The 6,127-nt window shown below is 30.3% G+C and carries 4 protein-coding genes and 1 other RNA gene; 2 read left to right on the top strand and 3 right to left on the bottom strand.

The features are described from left to right. Positions 1 to 103 precede the first annotated feature (103 nt). Both V7056_RS19135 and V7056_RS19130 read left to right on the top strand, forming a co-directional pair. Positions 104 to 484 (top strand): reverse transcriptase-like protein, encoded by a 381-nt coding sequence (locus V7056_RS19135; RefSeq protein WP_499703985.1) that lies wholly within the window; start codon positions 104 to 106, stop codon positions 482 to 484. Positions 485 to 499: 15 nt separating this feature from the next. After that, the gene (locus V7056_RS19130) at positions 500 to 1,438 is read left to right on the top strand and encodes a DMT family transporter (RefSeq protein ID WP_499703984.1); all 939 of its coding nucleotides are present in this window, start codon (positions 500 to 502) and stop codon (positions 1,436 to 1,438) included. Positions 1,439 to 1,444: 6 nt separating this feature from the next. Here the strand turns inward: V7056_RS19130 and ssrS are convergent. The 3 genes from ssrS to V7056_RS19115 all read right to left on the bottom strand — a co-directional run. Beyond that, a non-coding RNA gene (gene ssrS, locus V7056_RS19125) (6S RNA) lies at positions 1,445 to 1,626 on the bottom strand. 48 nt (positions 1,627 to 1,674) lie between these two features. Next, positions 1,675 to 2,502: a sulfurtransferase gene (locus V7056_RS19120; protein WP_499703986.1), complete on the bottom strand. Its 828-nt coding sequence runs from the start codon at positions 2,500 to 2,502 to the stop codon at positions 1,675 to 1,677. 28 nt (positions 2,503 to 2,530) lie between these two features. Next, positions 2,531 to 6,127 (bottom strand): dynamin family protein (locus V7056_RS19115; protein WP_499703983.1); only part of this gene is annotated, 3,597 nt, incomplete at its 5' end.

Here is a 6,127-nt window from a genome sequence, read left to right as displayed (position 1 = left end):
AAATATTAGATAATTTGAACTATCTTTTTTTCTTGAATCGTTTTAAGTTTTCATTTATTTGAATATATACTAAAATGATGATATAAAACTCCGGAGGTTAACTATGATTGAAGTCTATATTGACGGGGCTTCCAAAGGAAATCCTGGCCCATCTGGTGCAGGCGTTTTTATTAAAGGGATCAAAGAACCTGTCTTTTTAAGTGTTCCATTAGAATCAATGTCAAATCATGAAGCAGAATTCCATGCTTTACTGATTGCACTTGAATATTGTGTTAAAAATGATCTAACAATGGTTTCCTTTCGAACTGACTCTAAAATTGTTGAACAGAGTATTGATAAGGAATATTCAAAAAATGAAATATTTATTCCCTTATTAGAAAAATCGCTACTGTTAATTAATCAACTCGATTTGTTCTTCATTAAATGGATTCCGTCAAACTTAAATAAAGTTGCTGATGAGCTTGCTCGAAAAGCCATTAAATAAAAAGGGATGTTTTTTATGAAAAATAAAATGATTGCTTTTACCTCATTATTAATTGTTTCCTTCTTTTGGGGCTCTTCCTTTTTTATTGTCAAAGAATCTCTAACTATTGTACAACCATTTACATTTAATGCAATCCGTTTTATCGTTGCTGCAATTGTTCTATTTTTTGTTCAAACCTTATCTGAAAGAAAAAGAGACAAAAGGTTTCATGAAAAAGCTGGATATGTTTTTCCAGGTATATTAATAGGATTATTTTTATTCCTCGGTTATGTTTTTCAAACTTATGGTTTACAACATACGACGATCTCAAATGCTGGCTTTATCGTTGGGATCAGTGTAGTAGTCGTACCACTCCTTCTGTTTTTTAAATATAATAAAAAACCAACAATGCCCGAAACAATTAGTGCTATTATCGCTTTATGTGGCTTACTCTTAATTACGATTACAAATAATACTTCTCATTTTAATTTTGGTGATTTTATTACATTCTTTAGCGCCATTGCATTTGCACTTCATATTATTTATTCTACCATTTATGCTCCAAGTTATAATTCACTAAAATTAACTACCATTCAAATTGCATTTGTAGGGCTTGCCTCTTGGACATTTGCATTAGTATTTGAAGATTGGCAAGTTATATTTAACCAAGAGTTATGGACTAATAAATTCTTTATTTTCTCAATATTGTTTACCGCATTGTTTTGTACAGCACTTGCTTTTTTTATTCAAATGTTTGCTCAAAGAACAATCAGTGCAACTGAAGTTGGTATTATACTCGCAACTGAACCAGTTTTTGCTGCAATTGCAGGATATTATTATGGTGGCGAGAGACTAACAGAGATCGGCTTAATAGGTTGTGTCCTCATTTTAGCTTCAATCATTTTAACACAGCTAAAATTGAAAAAAAATAAACAAGAACAATATAAAGATGAAAAAACCATTCACAAAATGTGAATGGTTTTTTTTCCCGCAAATGCCGTTATTCCTTTTATGTCTAAGTAAACCGAAACTCTAAGGTGGATGTCCTCACAAGTAACTTTCATCCTCCTATAATAGGCACGATGTTGTTACTTAAATATCGGTCTTCCTGTCTACTCTCATTGGTTTAAGACATAAACTGACAACGCACACAGCAGGGTTTTTAATTAATTTGTATCCTTATTCTATACTATACTTTATTATTTTGCAACTTATAAATCGACCTTATTCACGACATTTTCTTCGTATGAAATCCAATCACTAAAACTGCCTGCATAGAGCTTTACATTTGGATATTCTGCTTCAATTAAACCTAAATAATTTACACAACCAGTCACGCCCGAGCCACAATATACGATTGATTCTTTGTCTTTTGAAAATTGTTTATAATGATTCTGTAACTCTTCTTTAGATTTGATTCGTCCATTTTCATTTAAAACATCTTTCCAAAATGAATGCTTCGCTCCAGGAATATGTCCGGCAATCCGATCAATTGGTTCAACGTAACCTTTATAGCGAATATATTCTCTAGAATCAATTAAGTTTACGTTATCATTACATTGCTTTTCTTTCACATCAGAAATGAAACTAACCATTTGATCGTTTATATTAGCCTCAAATTTTTTTGGTGTAACAATATCAATTTCGTCTGTCACAACAAATCCATTTTCGACCCATTCTTTATATCCACCATTTAATACAAATGCAAATTGATGTCCAACTAGGCGACATAAAAACCAACATCTAGCAGCGTTATCTAAGAATCCGTCATCATAACAAATTACAATTGTATTTTGATCTATTCCTAATTTACCTAATAATTGACTAAAGTCATTTACGTCTGGTAAAGGATGTCTTCCACCATGTTTTTGGACTTCACTAGATAAATCATTTTTCAAATCAACAAATCTAGCATGTGGAATATGACCTTTCACATAAGCGTTGTAGCCATAGCTTGAGTCAGCTAATTGAAATCGACAATCTAAAAAAACAACATTTGGATGGTAACGTAATGTATTTGCCAGATTCGTATCAATCATATATTTCAATGTTTTTGGCCACCTTTATTTAAATCAGATTTTTAAACAATTTTAAAACATCTTCTTGGACGACATTTTCATCTAAGTTATTTGTAGCTTCAATTGATTGTTCAATATCACTTTCAACTTGTTGCTCACATTTATTAAATAATGATGAAAGTGTATCAACATATTGACCTTGATAATGATTGATAAAGATTTGCTCCATGCTTGTAAGGTAGGACTTTAATGGTATTTTTAATTGCGATATACACTCATCAATCATATTTTCCTTCATATTTTCAACAAAAAAGCTTTTCGGATTTTTATAGTATGACTTTAAATTTTCGAAGCTGTCTACATTAAAGAATTGATCTGGCTTCTCAAGTTGAATTGTTTCTAAATCAGGTGTCTCATTTTTTTGTAAAATAAATTCTGTTTGAACTGAATGAATTTCTTCAATTAAACGATTCTGAGACATGTTGATTTCATTCATTAAGAACTTCTCTAAACGATATCCTGTAATTCTCAGTTCTTTCATAATTTCTTCTAAAACTTCATAGATAAATTCTCGAATTTTAGTAATGACTAATTGCTTACTGTTTTTCGTTGAATGATTGAAAATGCTTGGATTAAAGAAATATGGGAATAAATCTCTCATACGATATTCAATCCGCTTTTCTATGAAAAATAATAATTGCTCATTTTCCTTTTCAAATGACCTTGGTAATGTGGAAGGAAGTGCATTTTTACTAATTGTGTGAACTTGATTTCGAATGATGTTAAGTTCTGATAAAAATTGTTCCTTTTCAACCTTTATTCTTTCAATACGTTTTATCGTATCAATTAGAATTTTCTCAATCACCAACAGATCATTCATAAAAGTTTTAAACACTTCATTCGCAATTTCATATTGGAAATAGTTTTGAATTTTATCATTAAGTTTTCTATAATTTGCTTCAAGATCCAAACCAATTGGTGAAGTGTTGTAGCCTTTCATTTGAAGCATACTTGATACTGGAAACACTGAAGGGAAACGAACCCCTAGCTTCGTTAACTGATTAATAAAGAAGTTTTGAACGATTGTAATTTCATCTGCATCCTTCGCTAAATCTGAGGCATTTAATACAAAATATACTTTATCGCTGTCGAAGCTTTCTCTCATACGTCCTATTTGCATTAAGAATGACTCGTCTTGTCTTGTAAATGCGTGTTGGTAATGAGCTACATATAAAATTAAATCAGCTTTTTTCAAGTAATCAAAAGCAAGCTCCGTATGACGTGAGTGGATACTGTTTCCACCAGGTGTATCAACTAATACAATTCCATTTAGTGTCAATTCACAATCATAATAAACAGTACTTTCTTTTACAAAACAAGCTCTAACTTCCTCACTAATCACTCGAACGTAATCATCTAAATGATATGTTTTTGTCGTACCTAATAAATGACTCATTTCCTCATAGTTATGACAAACACTTTCTGCATAGATGAGTGCATCAGTTGGAACTTTTTCTTTTTGTTTTGTAATGACTATTTTTAGCGTTTGAATCCATTCTTTACCATTACTGTCAATTCCCCATTTTTTGAAAAAATCAAGAAACTCTTCCTGTAATGTTTCAAATGATTTATACGTAACTTCTGCCGTCTTATTAGCAGAATCTGCTGTTGATTTTTTTATTTTACATATGGCCGCTGTTGTTGGATGCGGAGATACTGGTAGTACACGATTTCCCAGTAAAGTATTAATATATGACGTTTTACCAGAGCTGAATGCACCGAATAGTGCAATTGTATATTCATTTGATTTAATCTGATTTCTTTTTTCGATTAACACATCAATTTTACTTTTAATATATTTATTTTCAGCAAGCTTACTAAGTAAAAGATCAGCAACTTCATACTTTGATTGAATTTCTTCATTTGTATATTTAACTGCATCAATTTTATTCGTATCAGAGCTTTCTTCATTTTCCACTTCGATCTGAATCTCATCTTTTAATATGTCTTTCTTAATTAATTCACTTACTGACATACGAATCGGTAAAATATTTGATACATTACCTGATTGAACTTGATTCTGTTCTAAAATCTCTTTTATATCTTGAATAGATTGGATGAGTTGATGATTCTTCAAATCAATTGTTTCTAATTCTCTGACTTTTTGACCCATCTCATCTTTCTTACTATTTAGTTCCTTTAGACGTTTTTCGCTTTGACTAGCTAGTTCTATCAATACTGACTGAATGTATTCATTAATCGCTTTACGATAGACCGCTTTAATTCCATCACTGACTTCTTTCGTATATTGTAATAAGTAGTTACCACTATTATTAATTAATTGAGTCGGCTTTGGGCAGAGCGTCAAATCATTAAGTTTTGGCTCTAGAATATGATCATGATTATTTAGATCAACGCTAATCTCTTCAATACGATTTACAGCAGATTTAGCTGCTTCTTTAATAAAATATTCAATTTGTTTTTCTGTAAGCTCTTTCACTTTACTTAAAAATAATTGTTTTGCATTTTCAGAAGCTATTTCAAGTTTTTTACGTGATTGGAAAAAACCTTTATTTAATAAAGCGATTTCTGATTCAAGATAGTTTGAAGCTAAGTCCCTCATTTCAAAGGGCGTAATGTTTGAATTTGTTAATACTTGTTGAGTTGTTTGTGAACAATCTTCTTCAAATTGAACTTTTACATTGTTTAATACAGATATTTCAGTCAATATCTCATTGTATTCTTCCTTATATTGTGGAAAATTTTCATCCAATTCGATTTGTTCATTTTCAAGATGTTGCATTTGTTCTTTCATTATGGTCTTAAAACTTGTAGAATCATGCTCAATTTGCATGGTTTCTTGCTGATTATATAATTTGTTCAGAAAACCAATAAAAGATTGATATTCATTATTTTGTACTGATTTGTCTCTCGTAGATAAATAAAAAATTGTTAATTTTTCTAAACCTTGTTTCTTTAAATTGCTAATGACGCCATCCTTAAATGCATCAAAAGTTAATTCAGTTTCATCATGTTTATCAATACAAGTAATGACTAAGCAAACTCGATCATTTTTTTCAATTAACGAATGAATAAAATCAATATTTGTTTTTGAATGCACGTGTTGATAATCCATTAAATAAAAAATACAATCCGCTAAATGTATGACAGAATTTGTTGCTTCTAAATGGTCCACATCTGTAGAATCAATCCCTGGTGTATCAATTAATACTACTCCTTCAGGAATCTTAAATGATTCTTGGCTCCATTCTAATTCAATAATTGAAGAGCTATCTTTAGCAAGCTTCTTTAAATCTTCAACTTCAATTTCATCTTCAATTTGATACATGTCGCCATTTTTTAACGTAATTAATAAATCATTCTGACCATTTTTCAATTTTACGACATTTGCACTTGTTGGAATTGGGCTTGTAGGAAGTTTTTCAACTTGTAATAAATCATTTAACAATGAAGACTTACCAGCTGAAAAATGTCCACAAAAAACATAATAACTTTCTTTATTTTGTATTTTGTAAGCTAATTTTTTTAATTGGAATAATTCCTTAGAATTTTCTTGATTCGTTAACAATTCGATTCCTGAAGAAACCTTATTTAATAGATCCCCTCTGTTAACCTTAGTATTTTG

The sequence above is a fragment of the Bacillus sp. JJ664 genome (assembly GCF_036962205.1).
Classification (GTDB): domain Bacteria; phylum Bacillota; class Bacilli; order Bacillales; family Bacillaceae_G; genus Gottfriedia.
This window is presented reverse-complemented; position numbering and strand designations above follow the sequence as displayed.

Bases quoted from the DNA above. Each gene is read 5' to 3' on its own strand.
- V7056_RS19135 (WP_499703985.1), top strand. From the start codon at position 104: ATGATTGAAGTCTATATTGACGGGGCTTCCAAAGGAAATCCTGGCCCA.
- V7056_RS19130 (WP_499703984.1), top strand. From the start codon at position 500: ATGAAAAATAAAATGATTGCTTTTACCTCATTATTAATTGTTTCCTTC.
- V7056_RS19120 (WP_499703986.1), bottom strand. From the start codon at position 2,502: ATGATTGATACGAATCTGGCAAATACATTACGTTACCATCCAAATGTT.